Raw genomic sequence first — 19,297 nt, 5'->3', positions numbered from 1 at the left:
AACAAATACTGATACAACTAACAAAATGATATAGCGCAAAGCTCACTACTCATAGCTCGCAGCCGAAACACTACTCCGCCTCCTTCCCCATTGCCTGTAGTTTCATTTTTCTTGCTGTATCCTCTCCCAGGTATCGGTCGATTTGTTTTTCGGCGAGATAAATAACCGGTGTTAACAGTAGCGCCATCGTAAACTTGTACAAATAATTCACCAGACATATAGCCAGTACCAATTTCCAGCTCCAGCCATTTCCTATTTTAAATGCAATAAACAATACAATAAAACTGTCTACCAGTTGCGACACAACCGTAGAACCGGTTGCCCTTAACCAGACCCACTTCTGGCCGGTACGTTTCTTAATTTTATGGAAGACCGTTACATCGACGATCTGGCTTACCAGAAATGCGATTAGACTTCCCAGTATAATCCACATACCCTGACCGAATATGCCACCAAAAGCATTTTGCATATCCGGAATACCTTCTGCCTGTTTTGAACCGATCCAAAAATCAGCCGGTGGTATCCGCATAGCCCCATAAAACATGATAAAGGCGTAAGAAATTAATACAACGGCTGTATAACTGATTCTTTTAACAGCCTTAGGGCCATAATATTCATTTACAATATCGGTTACTATAAATTCCAGTGGCCAGAGCAGAACCCCGCAGGTCAGGTTAAATGAAAGCCCTGTCTGTCCGAAAATGGTCATATCTGCCGGTTGCCAGCCAAACAGTTTTTCCAGTGAAAAAATTTTACCACCAATACATTCCGCTATCAGGGCATTGGCTACAAAAAAAGCGGCAATACTGATAAAAAGTTTTGTTGGGCGGTCTTTTAAGATGGAATGTATCATGCGGGAAGTATAATGTAAAAAAATAGCTGTGCGAGGAGTATGAATACATTAAATAATCTTACCCATAATGGCACAGTTACCTGTTTTCTGCTTAATAACAGTATAAGGTACCAAAGGTTTACGCTCATATTAACGATGGGCGATAGTACCAATCCCATCACAACAGCTATATTGGCAACCATACCCAGTTCATGGGCATCATCAATCGGAAAAAATATCCGTACTGCCATGGCTCCAACAAAAAATAAATTACAGATCAGTGCAAAACGGGATAAAAAGGAAAAGCCTGCCATAAAATACCGGGTATCGCTGTGAATAGATTGGTTTTTACACAAAATACAATCAATCTCTTTTAAATGGACCGAAACAGGTAAAAATGAAAGAATTTTTCCTGTAGGTTTGCTGACACTAGAAATAAACAGCATGAAGCAGTTTCAATGGAAATCTCTTTTACCACATGCCATTGCAGTGGGTATTTTTTTAATTATTGCAGTTATTTTTTGTAAGCCCGCATTGGAAGGAAAGGTATTGAGCCAGACCGACGTAATGCACTGGAAAGGCATGGCCCAGGATCTCTTTAATTATAAGGAAAAACATGGTCATTATCCTTTGTGGAACAACAATCTCTTTGGTGGGATGCCCGCTTATCAGATTGCCATGGAAGCTGCCAACCCCATTACACCTGTTTATTTCCATCAGCTTTTCATGTTATTCATGGGTAAACCAATCGGCTACTTTTTTCTTTTATGTATTGGATTTTACTTTCTGTCGCAGGTAATAGGTACTAAATCATGGATAGGCATATTGGGTAGCATTGCTTATGCCTATGCAACATATGACCCTGTAATTCTTTCAGCCGGACATGATACCAAAATGCAGGCAATGGGTTATATGCCCGCATTATTAGGTGCATTATGGTTGATTTATAAAAAAGAATATTGGTGGGGGGCCGCTTTAACCGCACTTTTTGGCTATCTGCTGATTGCCATGAACCACCTGCAGGTAACGTATTATTTTCTGATCATGGCCGGTTTTATGACTATTGGCTTTATCATTCAATGGATCAAACAGAAGGATTATAAACACCTTGGCATCTCGCTCCTATTGGCATTATCCATGGGGCTGCTTTCTGTTGGGCCCAATATTGTTTCATTGGCTACCACCAGAGATTATGCAAACGCCACCATGCGGGGTAATGCACCTGCACTTGATTCAACCGGCAACGTGACCGTGCGCAAAGGACTCGCTACTGATTATGCTTTTTACTATGGCAGCTATGGTCTGACTGAAACTTATACATTTCTGGTACCAGGTATTTATGGCGGTAGCAGTGGCGGTGAACTTGACATTCATTCAAACTTTGCAAAAAGAGCAATAGAAAAAGGGATTCCGGAAGACCAGGCTGCTGCATTTGCCGGGTCTATGTCTACTTATTGGGGGCCTCAACCCATGACATCCGGTCCGGTGTATTTTGGCGCTATCATCTGTTTCCTGTTTATACTCGGCATGGTATACCTGAAAACATGGCATCGTTGGTGGATACTCGCTGTTTGTGTGCTGGCAGTAGTAATGAGCTGGGGAAGTAATTTCCTATCTTTCAATACTTTCCTTTTCAATAACCTTCCGTTATACAATAAGTTCCGCGCACCTAGTATTATCTTGATTTTACCACAGGTACTCTTTCCGCTATTAGGTATGATGGCATTACAGCAGTTTCTTTTTGAAGAAAAGAATAAAGCAGTAGCGATGGCTGCATTAAAAAAATCAGTTTATATAATGGCGGCTTTTCTTTTAGGTGCTGTATTACTCTATTTTTCTTTTGACTATGCAGGAAAAGACGATTCGCTGAAAGGATATCTGGCTCAATTATTAGGTGGCAATCAGGAAGAGGCGAATGGTTTTTACAATGCACTTAAAGATGATCGTCGCTCACTGTTCGGTAGCGACTTACTGAGAAGTATTGGATTCATTGTAGCTGCAGTTGGTTTATTATGGCTGGCAGTTCAGCAAAAAATCAAAACATTCTATGCATTGATTGCGATACTGATTTTAAGTTCTGCAGATCTTTTTACTGTTGGTAAACGCTACCTCAATGAACGCAATTTCCAGGAAGCAGAAGTAGTAAATGAGGCCCAGTTTGCACCAACTGCCATTGACAAGCAGATATTAAGTGATACTACCAAACCACGTGTTTTAAATCTTACCGTTGACCCCTATACAGATGCTATTACTGCTTATCACCATCGTTCTGTAGGTGGATATCATCCGGCCAAATTGAGTAGTTATAATGACCTGATTACTTTCCAGCTGGCCAAACAGCCGATGAATATGTCTGTGCTGAATATGCTGAATACACGGTACGTGATTGTACCGGATCCGCAACAAAACGGACAACCTTCTTTGCAGATTAACCCTGCTGCCTTAGGACATGCATGGTTTGTAAAAGGTATACAGTATGAAAAAGATGCGGGCGCTGCTATGAGAGCGATGAACCGTTTTTCGCCTGCTGATACAGCCATTGTAGAAGAACAATATAAAAACAATATTCCTTTTACACCAGTCTATGATTCTTCGGCAACCATCACACAGATAATCAATGATAATGATATTGTACGCTATCGTTCAACCAGCAATAGCAATCAGTTCGCGGTATTCAGCGAAATCTTTTATGACAGAGGATGGAAAGCCACCATCGATGGAAAAGAAGTACCGATTGTGAAAGTGAACTATGTATTAAGAGGTCTGGCTATTCCTGCGGGTAATCATGAAATTGTGTTTGAATTTAAGCCTGCATCCTATTACAACAGTGCTAAAATCGCAGTTATTTCATCGGCACCTATCTGGATCTTATTGATACTGGCCGTATTCTTCTCACTCAGAAAAAAAAGAGAAGAACAAGCCTGATGAAATGAGCTATAACAAATTCTGATACCAACAGGAATGTTTATTCGGCGAATTCCATGTGGCCAAAATCAATAGAGAATATACATGAAACAACCCGCTATTCTTGGTATTATTTCATACCCGGTGTTTCCGGCACATATGGGAGGACAAAAATGCGTGGAGGGTTTTTATAAACAACTCTCCACGCAAACCAGTGTTACGCTGGCTGTTTCAAAAAAAAACAAGACCGATCTAATTCCGGGTGTAGAGATACTCAATTTTCTTTTTGATCACTGGAAAGGCCCGTTAAACATAATATACCTGCTGAAGCTGATCTTACTAATCAGAAAACGAAAAATCGACATCATTATCATTGAGCATTCTTATTTCGGCTGGCTGGGTCTGATGCTTCGTTTTTTTACACGCAGGAAACTGGTCATACGATCTCATAATATTGAAGCCTATCGTTTCAGAGATCTTCAGCGCCCCTTTTGGAAACTCTATTACAGGTACGAGCGCTTTGTACATCATTGCGCCGATTTCAATTTTTTTATTACCCAGGAAGACCTCTCTTATGCGATAAACAGCTGGAAACTGGATCCGGACAAATCGAGTGTTGTTACTTATGGCGTTTCCTTAGATAGTGCCGTTATCGATCTCAAGCCCCTGCTCCGCAAAAGGCTCACAGAATATTTTAAGATACCGGATACCTGCATCCTTTTTCTTTTCAACGGGACCCTTAACTATGGCCCCAATATCGACGCATTGCATGTAATTGTATATGAATTGTTACCCCGTCTGAGAAATCATCATTTAGCTTTCAGAATATTTATTTGTGGGAAAAACCTTTCTGCACAATGGGAAAAAGTCTTGAAAGAACAACCGGAGCTGATTGTAACGGGTTTTGTAGATGACATTTCCATTTTTATGTCAGGAACAGATTGCTCTATCAATCCAATTACCCTTGGGGGTGGCATTAAAACTAAACTGGTAGAGGCGCTGGCCTATCACCAGACCATTATTACTTCGCAAACGGGTTCAAAAGGTATTTTACCGGAACTGGCCGGGCAGAAAATGAAAATTATTACGGATTATGACTGGGAACTTTTTGCCAATGCCATGAATGCTTTTAACCCATCCCAGCAGCCCAATACACCTGATTCCTTCTTTGAACATTATTACTGGCCGGCTATTGTACAGAAAGCACTCGTATCTTTAAACCGATTATGAATCCTACTAAACAGATATCGGTTATTATATGCACGTATAACAGGGCACTGCATCTCACTGAGGCTTTAGATAGCCTGTACCACCAAACACTCCCTAAAACATCTTTTGAAGTGATTGTGGTGAACAATAATTCAACCGATAATACTGAAGATATCTGTAAGGAGTATATCCGTACTCATAGCGATATGCAGGTTAGGTATCTGAATGAAGATAAGCAGGGTGCATCTTTTGCCCGTAATACAGGTGCAGCCCAATCTACTTCTGGATTGCTGTGTTTTATGGACGATGATGCTGTTGCAAATACAGATTATTTAAGCAGGATTATTCAGTTTTTTGAAGTGCATCCCGGTTCGGGTGGTCTGGGTGGCCGGATTATTCCAAGATATATCCCTTCTGAGCCCATTTGGATGAGCCATTACGTATCATCAATGGTAGGTAATTTTCATTATGCACCACAAGTGTCGGCTTTCAAGTCGGGTAAATATCCTTTAGAATCAAACATGGTAGTACCTAAACGACTGTTTGATACCATCGGCGGCTTTAATACATCCTTACCCGGTGTAAAAGGAGAACTTAGAATCGGCGGTGAAGGCAAAGATTTCTTTTATCGCCTCCAGGCCCTCGGGCACGACATTTACTATGACCCCAATATTGTTGTTTACCATGTGGTAGAAGTAGCTAAACTTACACCTGCTTATCTTTACAGGGTAGCAAGCGGTTATGGGCGTGGTGAACGGGTTCGTACTTTACAGAAAAGCAAATTGGCCTATCTGATTAAAATCATTGAATACCTGTTCAAATTAGGTGCTTCTTTTGTATTGGGAATGATATACCTGTTTCGCGGTCAACCGGCAAAATCATGGCCCGTCGTTCGTTTCAGGATAGATGCGCTGAAAGGTTTATTCCATTAGTATTTTCTCCGTTTGAGATGGCGGAGATTAAAAAGAAAAAATATACGCATGAGTCTGGCTTTAAAACTGGAAAGAAAAATCAAGGGAACATTAAGTCGCTGGTTTGGGATTCGCTTTGTTTCACCCTCCGAAACAGCCAAAGTAAGGCATTGGGTTACGGCCTATTGTACAGGCAAAGGATGTGATATTGGTTTTGGTGGCGATAAAATCATGAAAACAAATTGTGATGGCATCGATTTCCCTCAACCATATACACATACAGGAAAAGATAAGGTTGATATAGGTGTTGATGTAATTAACAACGAAATACCTGTTCCCGATAATACTTATGACTATGTGTATACAAGCCATCTGATAGAAGATTTTACCGATACAGGTGATGCATTACGTAAATTTATTCGCATCCTGAAATCGGGCGGCAATCTTATTCTTGTGTTCCCCGACCAGCCTAAGTATGAGATTTATTGCCGGGAAATGGGTATTCCGATGAATCCGTATCATATTCACGCCAATATGGGTTATGACCTGATGCTGGAAAGAATGAATGAGATTTCGGGCATACGTTACGAAATATTATTCAGTAGTAATTGTGAAATTGACTACAATGTGGTGATCGTTTTAAAAGTATATAAACTGAACTAAAGCAGATGTCTTTACTAAAGAACATAGTGCATAACTGGAAGCTGGATTATAACCACAGGCAAAAAGAAAAAAGATTTACGGATGGTATCCGGCATTTGCCGCAGGTTTTGACCCCACTATTACCCATAACAGGAGATACGGTTCATTTTAAACATACCGGACATGCAGGAGATGTTATTTATTCGATACCTGCGATGAAAGCATTGGCAAAGGGAAGAAAAATCAACCTGTATTTTGAGCTTCATCAGCCCAACAGAGATTTCACCAAACAAATGAAACACCCAAACGGCAACGTGATGCTGAATGAAAAAAGTGTGTCGATGTTTGCTCCTTTGATAGCACAACAGCCGGATTTTCATTTTTTCGGTGCCTGGAATGGTGAAGCGATACATTATGACCTTACAGCGTTTCGTGCTTTCCCTTTCGATTACAGGATGTACAGCATAGCCCGCTGGTATTTTCTTACGTTTGCTGTAACCGCCGACTTAGGTGCACCCTGGCTGCAGATACAGCCTGATCTACGTTTTTCCGATAAAATTGTACTGGCAAGAAGCAGCCGGTACCATACACCCGGCATTTCGTATTCTTTTTTATCAAAGTACGCCAACCTTGTTTTTGTAGGTGTACCAGACGAATACGAAGCCATGAAAAAAGAACTCCCCCATCTCGTATACCAACCTGTTTCCAATTTTGCAGAACTGGCCGCAATTATTGCCGGTTCAAAATTCTTTATCGGCAATCAGTCTTTTCCTTTTTCACTTGCCGAAGCACTGAAAGTGCCCAGGATACTGGAAGTCTACTACCAATGTCCGAATGTAATACCTGAGGGGCCGGGCGCTTACGATTTCTGCTATCAGCTGCAATTTGAAAAGATTGTATCAGATCTGCATAACAGGATGTAATATTGTTATACAACCAGACCTTTAAAGCACCTAATCTTTATGCACAGTTCGACAAAACCAGTATGGAAGATTTTTGGATATGAATTGGTAAAAGCAAAAACAAAGCATCATAAGCAAACAAATAAGGTTAAAAAGCTTATGGTTGGAAATTATATGCTTGAGATACCCGGTAATCATCCAATGATCGGTATCTATAAAGATGATGCTGGAGCAAAGAACCAATTGGGAAGGCTAACAGCTCTTATTGCTGAAAAATATCCTTCTGTTTCTATTATTGATGCGGGTGCCAATATTGGCGACAGTATTGTCAAAATTAAAACCGCTGCAGAAGTACCCATCATCAGTATTGAAGGTGATGATTTTCTATTTGATCTGTTAAAAAGAAATACCATGTCACTCAAAAATGTGACTTTGATCAAAACCTATTTAGGTGAAAAAATAGAAAGCAAAAAAGCAGCTTTATTGCACCATGGATGGAACACGACAATTATACCTTCAGAAGAAGGCAATACTACCATTCATTTCAAAACCGTTGATGAAGTACTGGCAGAAGAACACCTGCAGAACAGGATGCTCAAATTACTCAAAATAAACTGCGAAGGCTTTGATACGATTGTTATGCGAGGGGCCGTAAAACTAATTCGCGAGAAAAAGCCGGTTATTTATTTTGAATACAACCGAAATAAAATGGAGCAGATCGGAGAAGACGGTCTCTCTACACTGATCGCATTAGGTGCTGCCGGCTATCATTTCATTACTTTTTTTGATCAGAACGGACGTTTTATTATGAATATGCCTTTCGAACAGGAAAACCTGATTACGGCTATGCACCGTTATGCAGATACCGACAATAGTTGTATTGAATATTACTATGTTTGTCTTTTCCATGAAGATGACAGCGACCTGTCGGAGAAATTCATTGCATCAGAAAATTCATTACCCGTAATATAATACCGGCATGAGCGAGCTTAAAAAATTTCTGGTAAAAATAAAGGGCTACTTTAAAAAACGTACCCCCACACAACGATTGATGAATCGTATCCATACCCAGGAAATTCTGGGTAATATTTTTCATCTGGGTTTTTCTTATTGGGGACCTTTCTTTACAGCCTATCAGCCGGATTCACATACAGCTTTTCAGGCACATCCTGAGTTTTACGAATTACAAAAAAGATTCTCTTCCCATAATCGCAGAAATAACGGAGGCGATACGGCCCGCTTATGGGGTTTTATACTAAACTGCAAACAAGTACTGGCTGAAGATATTAAAGGAGACTTTGCTGAACTGGGTGTCTGGAGAGGCAATACTGCTGCCATACTCGCCCATTATGCAGCCAGCGAACAACGGCAGGTTTTTCTTTTCGATACCTATGAAGGTTTTAGCAAAGATGATCTGACAGGCATTGATGCACAAAAAGACACAGATTTCAACAACACTTCCATTGAACTGGTAAAGCAGGTTATTGGTCAGGCTGTTACACATTGTTCTTTTGTAAAAGGCTTTTTCCCGGACACCATCACCCCCGAACACCAGAACAGACAATATGCAATTGTAAGTCTGGACTGCGATTTATATGCACCTACAAAAGCCGGACTCGAATTCTTTTATGAACGTATGCCAAAAGGTGGTTTGTTTTTTCTGCACGATTATTCAAGCCTGCATTGGGATGGTTCAAAAAAAGCCATTGATGAATTTTGCAAGCAGTCTGGAGAACATATCATACTTATGCCCGATAAAAGTGGCAGCGCTTTTATGAGAAAGACGAAAAGTAATTAGACCGTTACAAATTAATTTTCCTCGGGTGCCCCGGTTTAGTATACAAATAATACCGTGGAGGTTCATAATGATTGGCACTGGTAAACGGTCCGGTAAAATGGTTCCCTATCAGATCTTGTCTCACAAAATAAGCATTCACCCCGGCAAAACAACAACCTACTAATTTATATCCCTTTTCTTCCGCCAGTTTACAAATGGCATCCAGGCTTGCACCGGTATTGGCTGAACCATCCCACATGGATGCCGCATCATATTCAATCACAAATTCACATCCGGGTCGGAAAATAGCATTGTATTCAATGATCACCACCCTGGGGCGGTATTTCTGAATAGACTTCCACACATAATAATCATTCCTGTCTATGTCGATCGATAAAAGATCAGGTTCAGCCGGTACGCCGGCTTTTTCAAACAGGTATTCAATATTCTCAGCTGTAATAAAAGCCTGTATCGCTTTTAAATCACCACGCGATATTGCTTTAGGGCAGGTTTGATGAATTTTGGCAATATGCTCCTCACTCCCATCCATCCATAAACCTTTCCAGCCTTTGTATAGCAGGTATGTGCTGTTGGTTTCACTGCCATCTTCTACCCCGAATTCAACAAAATATTGATTGGTAGTACCTATTCTTTTGAAGATTTCCTCAATCATACCATCGTCTCCTACCTGTGAGAATACCTGAAACTCGTATCTGTTTAGTTTATCGGCCTGCTGATACCGGGGATTGTTGTATAAATGGTTTTGCAGGTATTCATCAACCTGCAGCATATTTATTTTATTCAGCTTATAATCTATCTGTTCCAGATTAAGTGTTCTCCGGAGCTTGATATAAAGACGATTTTTCAGGTTACCGAGAAAGCCCATTTTGGTATATTTAGTAGCAGTAAAAATACATATCGGATGCCAAGTCATAAAATCTGACTTCATCTGTCTACAGATTGTACATTTGCATGACCCAGAAACGACTATTTTGAACCGGATTAAAGGTATTGTTTACGACTGCCTCTTATGGCTGGCCCGTTTGGGGTACAGGCAAAAACCTCTGCAGCCAAAACTACTGATTGTAAGGGTCGATGAGATAGGTGATTACATGCTTTGGCGCAATTTCCTGAATGAGATCGTTGCTTCACCGAAATACAGCAACCATGAAATACATTTTTGTGGTAACCGGAGCTGGAAATCTTTGTTTGAACAGTTCGATGCATCATCGGTAAACAAACATTTCTGGATCGACAAAATCCGTTTTAAATCCGAACTACGTTACCGATATAGATTTCTACAAATGATTTACCGGCAGGGTTATACAACCGCTATCAACCCTACTTTCTCCCGGGATAAAAGATATGATGACAGCATTATCCGGGCTGCAGGAGCCAAAGAAAATATTGGCATGATTGCAAACACGGAAAGTGTACAGCCCTATGAACTGGGTTACGATAAAGACTTATACACCCAACTCTTTGATCATCCCTACAAGCCCCTATTTGAATTTTATCGCAACAGGATGTTCACAGAATTCATTACCGGCATTTATTCTTCTGTGGTAGACACCAAAGTGGCTTCACCTTTATTACCTCCCTACGATGGCTTGCCGGAAAAATTTATCGTTGTTTTTCCTGGCTCCCGGAGTAAGACCAGAATCTGGCCGGTAGACAACTTCGTGAAAGTAGCAACTTATCTATATGAACAGAAAGGGTATACAGCCGTTGTTTGCGGTGCTGCAGGTGATAAAATATACACCGATGCTTTTTGTAAAGCATATACCTATCCCCTTCTCGATCTAACCGGAAAAACCTCCCTGCCAGAAATGCTGACCGTTCTGCAGAAAGCTTCTATGTTATTATCAGTTGATACCGGATCGGTGCACTTAGCCGCTGCGGTAGGTTGCCCGGTAACAGGCATTTTCAACGGGTCACAATACAAGCGCTTTGCACCCTATCCCAAAGAATTATCGGGTCATTTTATTGCAGTTTATCCAAAACAAATTCAGGAGGAATTAGCTAATGAAGAACTGGTGCGAAGCAAGTACGAATTTGTAATTGATCTGCCTTACAGTTTGGTTTCACCAGAACAGGTAATACAAGCTATCAGCTATTAGCCATATGCTAGTTACCAGTTTTCCAGACCCATTTTTTTCTTTACAAGGAACAACCATTTACCGATACTGCTCTGGAGTAGATAATATAATAGCTTTAGCCTTAATTGCCAAAATGCCAGTTTTACTGACTTTCCGAAATATGACTCATAAACGGTTTTGTTTTCAGCCAGAGACCGCAGATACTGTGTGGAGCTAACACCTGTATCATCAAATATAGCAATGGTTTTAGGCAGGTATTGATAAGCTTCGTCACCCAAACGGCACATCATATCATAGTCCATTGCAATCTTATACTCCGATTTAAAATAACCAACACGCTGGTACACCTCTTTCTTTACAAACCATGTAGGATGCGATACACTACGCATACCCCTGTATAGTTTTCCTTTTTCAAACGGTTTTCCGATGATTACTTTCTCACCACCTCTTATGAGTTCAATATTTCCACTGATCCATTGTACCGTTGGGTGTATCTGAAAAAAGGAAGAAACAGTAGCCAACACATCTGTACCAGCATAAATATCTCCGGCATTCAGTAAATGGGTTATAGGGGCATTGGCTTTTCGTATCCCTTTATTAAAGGCATCAGCTATACCTTTATCTCTTTCATTGATCCATTTACGATATGCTGGTTGAAGCGTATGTTCCAGCCAGTCTGCAATATCGGAATTAGTAGACCCGTTAATGATCCAATGCTCCTGTGGAGGCATGGTTTGTGCGTCAACAGATGCACAGGTTTTTTGCACATCGGTCAGGTTATTGAAACAAATGGTGATTACTGAAATACCATTCATGATGCTTTTAGAGTTGGGTTAATTTTTGAAGAAAAAGATCCAGTCCTTTTCGTTTCTGCTCATCTAATATATAGCTGATATTTTGTGTGTAGTATTTTTTCAGGTCATAATCCGCAAAAGTCAATTCCTGTACCACTTCATCAATATGGTTTAATCCATATGCGTTGGCTCTGTTAAAGGCATCTTCAAAATCAGTATCCACTGGTTTATTCCCTATCCAGGCAGCAAATACAAAAGGTAAGCCTGTATGTTTATACCATGCTTCACTTAAATCATAGTAATAAGCAGATTTTTTTTGCTGCGACAATGCCCTGTCTCCGATTACAACAGCGGCTGTAGTGCCCTGAATCAGGTGTCTGTAATCTTCTTTAGCCTGCTCGATCTGGATTTCTTTCTTCCAGTATTCTTTCAATAAAATCCTGGCAAGGTTAACAGAAGTCCTGCTTTGGTAGTCCAGAATCAGTTTTTCTACCTTTTCAATGGGCACTTCACTGAAGATACCAACAGATTCAACCCTTCCAACCGCTCCAATACAATAGTTGGTAATGATATGGGCTTCCTGTAAGCGGGGGATAATCGCCACTGGCACCAGACCTATATCAATCTCATCATTCAATAACATAGCGGCAATATTGGCCGGGAAATCGGCCACCATGTCTACTTTCTGCATCAGCCCTGAACGATGAATCCCATACATCATAGGTCGGGTATTCAAATAACTAACGGCTCCAATCCTTAATCTCTTGTCCAATTCAGCTAAATTTGCATGCAAAGAAAACCAATAATCAATAAATAACCTCAAAATCGCAGATGGAACTTAGCCCACTTACCGCTGTTACACCCATTGATGGACGTTATCGCAAACAGGTACAGCATTTAGATGAGTACTTCTCTGAATATGCGCTCATCAAATACAGGGTACTGGTTGAAATAGAGTATTTCTTTTTTTTGGCAGATAAACGTTTTTTCAAGCTACCCGCAAAAGCCCGTTTACAGTTGAAGAAAGTATTAGATGGTTTCTGTATCGATGACGCACAGCAAATCAAACAAATAGAGTCGGTTACCAACCATGATGTGAAAGCGGTGGAATATTTCCTGAAAGAGCAATTAGACAAAGCAGGTATCGGCCACTTGAAGGAGTGGATACATTTTGGACTCACCTCTCAGGATATTAATAATACCTCCATACCCCTCAGCTGGAAACATTGTATGGAACATGAGTACCTGCCTACTCTTATCAATTTACAGAATCATGTATACCAGTTAGCCGTTCAGTGGAAGGATATTCCCATGCTGGCACGTACGCATGGACAGCCGGCTTCTCCTACACGTTTAGGAAAAGAAATGATGGTTTTTGTTGAGAGACTGAACAATCAGATCGAATTATTTGCCAGCATACCCTACGCAGCCAAGTTCGGTGGTGCAACCGGTAATTTCAATGCTCATCATATTGCCTTCCCAAAAAAGAACTGGGTGGTACTTGGAAATGATTTCGTGGAAAACACACTGGGACTGCAACGTATGCAGTTTACTACCCAGATTGAGCACTACGATAGCCTGGCCACGCATTTTGATGCCCTCAAACGCATCAATAATATCCTGATGGATCTGTGTCGTGATATCTGGACCTATATCAGCATGGATTACTTTAAACAGAAAACAAAAAAAGGTGAAGTTGGTTCTTCAGCCATGCCTCACAAAGTAAACCCTATTGATTTTGAAAATGCAGAAGGTAACCTGGGAATGGCCAATGCTTTATTGGAGCATCTTTCTGCCAAATTACCCATCAGCCGCCTCCAGCGTGATCTCACCGACTCAACCGTACTGAGAAATATGGGTTCCCCTGTTGCACATATTGTGATCGCTTTCAAATCGATCGAAAAAGGTTTGGGCAAACTGGTACTAAACGAAGCAAAACTAAAAGACGATCTGGAAAACAACTGGGCAGTGGTTGCGGAAGCTATTCAGACCATTCTGAGAAGAGAGCATTACCCTAACCCCTATGAGGCCTTAAAAGACCTCACCCGTGGCAATCATAAAATTGATAAGAAAACAATGCAGACTTTTATTCAGTCGCTGAAAGTAAGTGCGGCAGTAAAGAAAGAATTAAAGTCCATTACACCCTCTAACTACACAGGCGTTAATCCTGATTTTTAACCTATTTTCTGTGGGTTCAGTGGCAACTTAGTTACGATTAATTTGCCACTGAAATCACAGATGCACGCAGAAGTTTTCTTACCTTTTCTGCATGCATATCGGAAACCACTATAAACTGAGCGAATTTCTTTTCTGGACAAGAAGAGATATTTACAGGCTTTTCATATTAGCCGTTATTCCTACTGTTTTGTACCGCTGCATGGGTTGGACATGGCTTGCCATACCCTGGGTGCCCATCGCCATGATTGGTACAGCTGCCGCATTTATTATTGGTTTTAAAAACACCCAGACCTATAACCGTTTATGGGAAGCAAGGCAGATATGGGGCGGCATTGTTAATACCAGCAGATCATGGGGTATCCTTGTAAAAGATTTTGTAGGAAATCATGAACAGCATTCCTCATTGCACAAAGAACTTATGTATCGTCATATTGCCTGGTTAACGGCATTACGCTATCAACTCAGGGAAACAAGACCCTGGGAGAACATCAATAAAATATACAATCTTGAATACCGGAAATTTTATAGTATTCCAGAGCACCAGATACCTTTTGAAGAAGCACTGAAACCTTACCTAAGCGAGTCAGACTTCCAATATGTATGGAACAAGAAAAACAGGGCTACCCAACTCATCAGTTTACAATCTGCTCATTTAAAACAGTTGAAAGAAGCAGGGCTGATTGATCCCTTGAATTATGTGGAACTGGAAAACTTACTGATACAATTATACGATCTGCAGGGACGCTGCGAGCGAATCAAAAACTTCCCTTATCCACGTCAATTCGCCAGTATCAATCTATACTTTATCCGTCTTTTTACCTTTATTGTTCCCTTTGGCCTGTTACAGGAATTTAACAAGCTGGGAGATTATATGGTATGGTTGAATATTCCTTTCAGTGTAATTGTGAACTGGGTTTTTAATACCATGGAAAAAATCGGCGAAGCCACTGAAAATCCTTTTGAAGGCAATGCGAATGACGTACCCATCACCACACTCAGCAGAACCATTGAAATAGACCTGAGGGAAATGTTGAACGAAACAGATATCCCCCAGCCAATTGCAGCCGTAAACAGTATACAAATGTAAGATGTAGGATCGCGGATCGCTGACGTCAGATATCAGATCGCAGATGTCTGATGGCAGATTTTCTTTACAGGTATTTTACAATCAACAAGGGAGTTACATAAAATGTAACTCCCTTGTTGATATATGTAGTCTCAAATCAGACATCAGACATCCGCCATCAGAAATCCCATATCTGACATCTGCGATCTGCCATCTGACATTTTCTTCAGATCACTCCTTCACTCCTGTTGTAACCTTAGGTGCTTCTTTGGTCCAGGAACTGATATCTAATTTCTTCTGGTTCGGATATACTTCATCTAATGTATTACCATCATATACCCTTCCGTTTTTTATAACGTATCGGATACTGTTGGTATTACGGATATTCTGCAGCGGATTGTTATCCATGATTACGATATCTGCGAGTTTACCTGCTTCAAGGCTACCGAGTTCTTTATCGAGCCCCAACGCAGTGGCACCCAGGATGGTTGCCGTTTTCAATGCATTAAGCGGACTCATACCGCCACTTGCTACGCTCCACAGTTCCCAATGATAACCCAATCCCTGTAATTGCCCGTGACTTCCAACACCTGCCAGACCTCCTTGTTCAACAATACTTTTGGTTCCTTTTGCATGTTTACTAAAAACATGGTCTTCAGGTGTAAACCATCCGCCATTCCCACCAGTTCTTCTGCGTGCTTTTGTACTGAGTTCCTCATAAGGGGTAAAGCGGTTAAGCTTAGGATCATGTACCGGGCTTTCTGTGGTATAATAATAATTTTCTGCCCATGGTCCACCATAAGCTACCAGTAAAGTGGGTGTATGTGCCATTTTACTTTCTGCAATGGTTTTGGTTACATCCTTATATAATGGATGAATGGGTATGGCATGTTCCACTCCAGGATATCCATCCAACAGGTGGGTCATATTTAATTTATAATCCAGTCCACCTTCTGTTGTTGGCATCAGCTTTTGTTCTTTAGCCGCCATAATTACCCACTGACGTTGCTGACGCACCCCTGTGAGGTACATTTTTATGTATTGGGTCTTGTAGTATTTACTGTATTGTTCCAGTACTTTTTTGGTCTGATCAAGATCACGGAGATTGTACATCCAGTAACCTACGCCAGGACCTGTACTGTATACCCTTGGCCCCGGAATGGTACCGGCATCTACCATATCACTGTAAGTAAGCACATCTGTTGTGGCTGTTTGCGGATCGCGTGTGGTGGTTACACCATAAGCCAGATTGGCAGCATAAATCCAAACGGTATTTTTATGCAGACCCCAGAACGGCCACATATGCGAATGGGTATCCACAAAACCCGGTGTAATGGTTTTACCTGCGCAATCAATCACTTTGGCTCCTGCAGGTGCTGCAATACCTTTGCCTACCTGTTTAATACGATTGTTCACGATCAGGATATCTCCTTTCTCAATCACCTCATCACCTTTCATGGTAATAATGCGCGCATTCTTCAGCAGGATGATTCCGGCAGGAATATCTTTTTCATAATACACTTTCACCTGTGTTTCCATAGGTGCGTATTTCTCTTTCTTTTTTAACTCTGCTTTATCAAGGCTGTCCTGTTTGGCTTTTGCCGGATCTGCTTTTAATGCAGCAGCTAAATCGGTGGCTTTTTTCTTTGCAAGGGAATCTGCTAACTTCTTAGCATCAGGTCCTGCTGCATTTAAAGCCTTTATACTATCTGCTGCACGTTTGGCATCTGCTTTTTTAGCTTCTTTTACAGAATCTTCCACAGCTTTGGCCCTTTCGATATCGTATGTCCAGTGACCATTACCCAGACTCCAGTGAATTTTTTTACCATCTGCTTCCCAAGCCGGGAACTCCCCGCCGATCTCTGTTAATTGCCGGGATGGAAATATACTTGCTGAGGGTTCTGCCACATTGATACTGGTAGGTTTTCCTGTTTCAGGTACCGTTACCACATAGATATTATTGTTCACCTGTGCCAGTGCCTGGTTACCAACAGGTGCCATTAAAACAATACCCGCAGATGAAGGCATATTCTGTGGCTCACGGCTGCTGTACGATTCGGGAAGCATACAGTTATTCAAAGGATCGGCTACAGACATATATCTACCCATGACATATTCTTTCCCGGTTGTTTTTGTGGATTCATGAGCATCATCATGACCATCGAGTACCGATCCGAATGTAGTAATACCTGTTATACGAACATGTACTTTAGGATCGGTTCCATCCCAACGAATAGAGACCAACGCACCACCTCCTGTATTGAGGAATACCCTGTCTGATTCTTTGGTAAAATGAATATTGCCCCGGTTACGCGCCTTATCAATTATTGTAAGGGGCCCACCATTTTCATTCATCCATACCATATCAGCTTCTTCACCACTGAAGAATGGATCTTCTGCGTCTTTGAACAAACGCTTGGGTCCGCGGAAAAAAGCAATACGCTGATTGTAACTCCATGCGGGTTGCATATAAAACGCAGCTTCAGATGTAAGTTTTGTGATTTGTGATGATGCAATGTTTACTTTGTATACATGACCTCCTTCTTTTTCATCCCATGTTACAAACGCAATTTGTTTACCATCAGGACTCCATGCGGGCATGGCTTCTGTAAAATTGTGGTTCGATACACGTCTGGGTGTGCCATTCGGATAATCCATTACGTACAACCTGTTGAGTACGGTAAAGGCTAGCTGTTTTCCATCCGGACTGGGTGTAGCATCCCTGATTTGTGAAGCAAGTGCATGCGTAGTATCTTTTACTTCGTAATTGAAATAAAGACGTGGCCCCAGTTCCAGTTTCATATCCGCATTGAAAGGAATTTCAGTGGCGGTTTCTCCGCTCACAGGTATCTTCCATATTTTACCGCCATAGCTGGCAATCAAATGTTTGCTATCAGGCGTAAATGCCATACCGGGTAATACACCCTGCGGTGCAATACTTTCCTGCTCATCTCTTTGAACAGGATATGCCAGCCAACGCTCATCGCCTGTTTTTATGTTTCGTATCACAAGACCTGTTTTATCTTGATAACGTGAGCCATATACCATCCATTGACCATCTTTACTCAATGTAGGTGTGAAGGCAGATCCATAACGGGAAGTAATGGTACTTGTTAAACCCTTATCCCGATCATAAACACCGATCTGGTACTGGGGCAGTAATGCATTATAGTTCCATGAACCAAAACGTTCACTGTAGTAAATATGCTTACCATCCGGACTGATAAATGGATCAATTGTTTTTAAGGAACCCGGTGCATCATTCAGTTGTGTACCTCCACCTCCATCAGCGTGGAACATCCATAACCGGGGTAAACGTCGGCCACGACTGGCTATCACGTACTTACCGTCGGGTGTCCATACTGCATTCACATAATCATCCACCCTGGTTTTTGTCAGCTGTATCGTATCCTGCTTCACCCGGTCAATAATCCAGATATTGTCTCCTCCGCTTCTGTCGCTGGTAAATAAGAGTTTGTTTCCATCGGGACTGAAACGGGGATGTGTTTCATATGCAAAGCCACTGGTAACAGGTGTTGCTTTACCGCCTGTTATAGGCATGGTATAGATATCGCCCATCAGGTCGAAAGCAATGGTATTACCATCCGGACTCACATCCACACTCATCCAGGTTCCTTCATTGGTGTTAAAACTAATCTGCCTTTCGGGTTTGAGTGGCAGATCTTTAAAGGTTACATAAACAGGTGTGTCCTTTTTTACGGAATCTGCAAAAAAAGCAGAAGACAATAACCAATGCCGGTTTTTATCCTCCGTAGTAAGAACGGAAGTTGCAATCAGGGCGGAAGCTCCAAGAGCAAGGCCCGAGAAGAACAATTTTCTCATTAATAGCGGGTTTTGGATGTATAAGATACTAAGGAATTGATATGAGTAACTAAAAAGAGAGAAAAATTACACAAATGGAATCAAAGATGCGGTTCAGGATACCAGCAATGATTGGTTTATGTTATTTTGGTACTAATTTA

16 protein-coding genes are annotated in these 19,297 nt (G+C 41.3%); 11 read left to right on the top strand and 5 right to left on the bottom strand.

Going from position 1 to position 19,297, the window contains the following annotated elements:
- Positions 1–70: 70 nt before the first annotated feature.
- Positions 71–853 carry a queuosine precursor transporter gene (locus BC659_RS13700; RefSeq protein ID WP_133475364.1) on the bottom strand — a complete coding sequence of 261 codons (783 nt, stop codon included), beginning with the start codon at positions 851–853 and terminating at the stop codon, positions 71–73.
- A 39-nt stretch (positions 854–892) separates the two neighbouring features.
- Between BC659_RS13700 and BC659_RS13695 the strand changes: the two genes are divergently transcribed.
- The 8 genes from BC659_RS13695 to BC659_RS13660 all read left to right on the top strand — a co-directional run bounded on the left by BC659_RS13695 (position 893) and on the right by BC659_RS13660 (position 9,198).
- The gene (locus tag BC659_RS13695) at positions 893–1,168 is read left to right on the top strand and encodes a hypothetical protein (RefSeq protein ID WP_133475363.1); all 276 of its coding nucleotides are present in this window, start codon (positions 893–895) and stop codon (positions 1,166–1,168) included.
- 108 nt (positions 1,169–1,276) lie between these two features.
- A complete protein-coding gene (locus tag BC659_RS13690) occupies positions 1,277–3,757 on the top strand; it encodes a YfhO family protein (protein ID WP_133475362.1) in 2,481 nt (826 codons plus the stop codon).
- 84 nt (positions 3,758–3,841) lie between these two features.
- Entirely contained in the window at positions 3,842–4,966 is a 1,125-nt protein-coding gene (locus BC659_RS13685; protein ID WP_133475361.1) for a glycosyltransferase, read from the top strand.
- Positions 4,963–5,877: a glycosyltransferase family 2 protein gene (locus tag BC659_RS13680; protein ID WP_133475360.1), complete on the top strand. Its 915-nt coding sequence runs from the start codon at positions 4,963–4,965 to the stop codon at positions 5,875–5,877. The genes BC659_RS13685 and BC659_RS13680 overlap by 4 nt, the downstream gene beginning before the upstream one ends.
- Before the next feature lie 48 nt (positions 5,878–5,925).
- Positions 5,926–6,519 carry a class I SAM-dependent methyltransferase gene (locus BC659_RS13675; RefSeq protein WP_133475359.1) on the top strand — a complete coding sequence of 198 codons (594 nt, stop codon included), beginning with the start codon at positions 5,926–5,928 and terminating at the stop codon, positions 6,517–6,519.
- A gap of 5 nt (positions 6,520–6,524) precedes the next feature.
- Positions 6,525–7,421, top strand: coding sequence for a glycosyltransferase family protein (locus BC659_RS13670; protein WP_133475358.1), 897 nt, complete (start codon positions 6,525–6,527; stop codon positions 7,419–7,421).
- A gap of 39 nt (positions 7,422–7,460) precedes the next feature.
- Positions 7,461–8,372: an FkbM family methyltransferase gene (locus BC659_RS13665; protein ID WP_133475357.1), complete on the top strand. Its 912-nt coding sequence runs from the start codon at positions 7,461–7,463 to the stop codon at positions 8,370–8,372.
- Between the two features lie 7 nt (positions 8,373–8,379).
- Positions 8,380–9,198 (top strand): TylF/MycF/NovP-related O-methyltransferase, encoded by an 819-nt coding sequence (locus BC659_RS13660; RefSeq protein WP_133475356.1) that lies wholly within the window; start codon positions 8,380–8,382, stop codon positions 9,196–9,198.
- A gap of 4 nt (positions 9,199–9,202) precedes the next feature.
- On the opposite strand, the gene BC659_RS13655 is transcribed toward BC659_RS13660, so the two are convergent.
- Entirely contained in the window at positions 9,203–10,111 is a 909-nt protein-coding gene (locus BC659_RS13655; protein WP_133475355.1) for a hypothetical protein, read from the bottom strand.
- 58 nt (positions 10,112–10,169) lie between these two features.
- Here BC659_RS13655 and BC659_RS13650 point away from each other — a divergent pair, with 58 nt between their 5' ends.
- Positions 10,170–11,297: a glycosyltransferase family 9 protein gene (locus tag BC659_RS13650; RefSeq protein ID WP_133475354.1), complete on the top strand. Its 1,128-nt coding sequence runs from the start codon at positions 10,170–10,172 to the stop codon at positions 11,295–11,297.
- Between the two features lie 11 nt (positions 11,298–11,308).
- Here BC659_RS13650 and BC659_RS13645 read toward each other — a convergent pair whose 3' ends face one another.
- Both BC659_RS13645 and BC659_RS13640 read right to left on the bottom strand, forming a co-directional pair.
- A complete protein-coding gene (locus BC659_RS13645) occupies positions 11,309–12,091 on the bottom strand; it encodes a glycosyltransferase (RefSeq protein ID WP_133475353.1) in 783 nt (260 codons plus the stop codon).
- Positions 12,092–12,098: 7 nt separating this feature from the next.
- Positions 12,099–12,842 carry a menaquinone biosynthetic enzyme MqnA/MqnD family protein gene (locus tag BC659_RS13640; protein WP_133475352.1) on the bottom strand — a complete coding sequence of 248 codons (744 nt, stop codon included), beginning with the start codon at positions 12,840–12,842 and terminating at the stop codon, positions 12,099–12,101.
- 59 nt (positions 12,843–12,901) lie between these two features.
- Here BC659_RS13640 and purB point away from each other — a divergent pair, with 59 nt between their 5' ends.
- Together purB and BC659_RS13630 are read left to right on the top strand one after the other, a co-directional pair.
- Positions 12,902–14,248, top strand: coding sequence for an adenylosuccinate lyase (purB, locus tag BC659_RS13635; RefSeq protein ID WP_133475351.1), 1,347 nt, complete (start codon positions 12,902–12,904; stop codon positions 14,246–14,248).
- 91 nt (positions 14,249–14,339) lie between these two features.
- Positions 14,340–15,335, top strand: a complete 996-nt coding sequence (locus BC659_RS13630) for a bestrophin family protein (protein ID WP_133475350.1) — start codon at positions 14,340–14,342, stop codon at positions 15,333–15,335.
- 210 nt (positions 15,336–15,545) lie between these two features.
- On the opposite strand, the gene BC659_RS13625 is transcribed toward BC659_RS13630, so the two are convergent.
- Complete coding sequence (locus BC659_RS13625) at positions 15,546–19,157, bottom strand: amidohydrolase family protein (protein ID WP_133475349.1); 3,612 nt, start codon at positions 19,155–19,157, stop codon at positions 15,546–15,548.
- Positions 19,158–19,297 lie beyond the last annotated feature (140 nt).

This window comes from Sediminibacterium goheungense (genome assembly GCF_004361915.1).
Taxonomy (GTDB): domain Bacteria; phylum Bacteroidota; class Bacteroidia; order Chitinophagales; family Chitinophagaceae; genus Sediminibacterium; species Sediminibacterium goheungense.
The sequence above is the reverse complement of the archived record's forward strand: the minus strand, read 5'-3'. Positions and strand labels throughout refer to the sequence as shown.